Below are 1,059 nucleotides of genomic sequence, written 5' to 3'. Positions count from 1 at the left end.
GCCCTACGAGCTTTCATACTTACGAACTAAAAAGCCATCGCAAATACGATGGCTTTTCATTTATTTATGGTTCGTCATTTCTTTAAAATAAGTTCTTATCTCGTACTAACTCACGAGGAAGACCATTTTTAATGCGGTTACTGACCCACTTACCTAAACCGATAATCGCACCTTGGTACTTAACTAGCACTTCGCCTTTACCCGTTTTCAATCCTTCTGGAATGATTTGAGGACGAACATCACGGCCCATGTACCATTCACGTGCTTCTTCAATCGTTAGCTCAATGGCGTTGCTTTCAGCACCCGTCGCCAGCGCGGTAGCGACTTGGTGTTGCCAACGGTAGCCATTTTTATGTGCTTCAGCGATTTTAATGCCCATGCGAGAAAAACGTAATTCGCCAATCATAGGCTCAAGCGCATCTGGGAATAGCCAAACGTCTTTATCTCGGAGCCAAACCGTACTTTCGGAAGGCAACTCAATATCCAATGCGTTGTGTAGTTGCTTTGAAATCTCTTCTGATTCTTTCTTCGACGCTTTTACGAACGGGAATTTGCCCATGCGCTTTTTCACTTGTGGCGCCTCTACAGGATGGTGTTTGCGAATACGCGCAACAAAGAAGCCTTCACAGTCATAAACCTGAGGGAAGATGTGTAAGAAACCTTCTTCTGTTAATGAGGCGTTGGCATTTTCAAATAATCCATCCAGACTCTCAAACTCAACCGCGTCACCAAAGGTTTCTTTTAAGTGATGGCAAACTTGCTGGTTTTCCTCGGTACTTAACGTACACGTTGAGTAAACTAACACGCCACCTGGCTTAAGTGCGTGGAATGCGCTTTCAATGAGATCTTTTTGCGTATCTGCGATTTCTAGAACGGACGCTTGTGTCCAGTTCTTCATGGCATCTTCATCTTTACGAACTGTGCCTTCGCCAGAACAAGGGGCATCAAGCAATACCGCATCAAATTGTTCAGGTAACCAACCACCAAAAACGCGGCCATCAAAGTTGCTCAAAGCGGCATTGCGTACACCACAGCGTTCGATGTTGGCATGCAGAACTT

1 protein-coding gene is annotated in these 1,059 nt (G+C 45.0%); it reads right to left on the bottom strand.

Annotation, left to right across the window (positions count from 1 at the left end):
- Window positions 1-82 precede the first annotated feature (82 nt).
- Window positions 83-1,059: methyltransferase RsmF C-terminal domain-like protein (locus R7O12_RS26735; RefSeq protein WP_318127095.1), on the bottom strand; the 977-nt coding region annotated here is incomplete at its 5' end.

The organism is Vibrio sp. Vb1574 (assembly GCF_033338675.1).
This window is presented reverse-complemented; position numbering and strand designations above follow the sequence as displayed.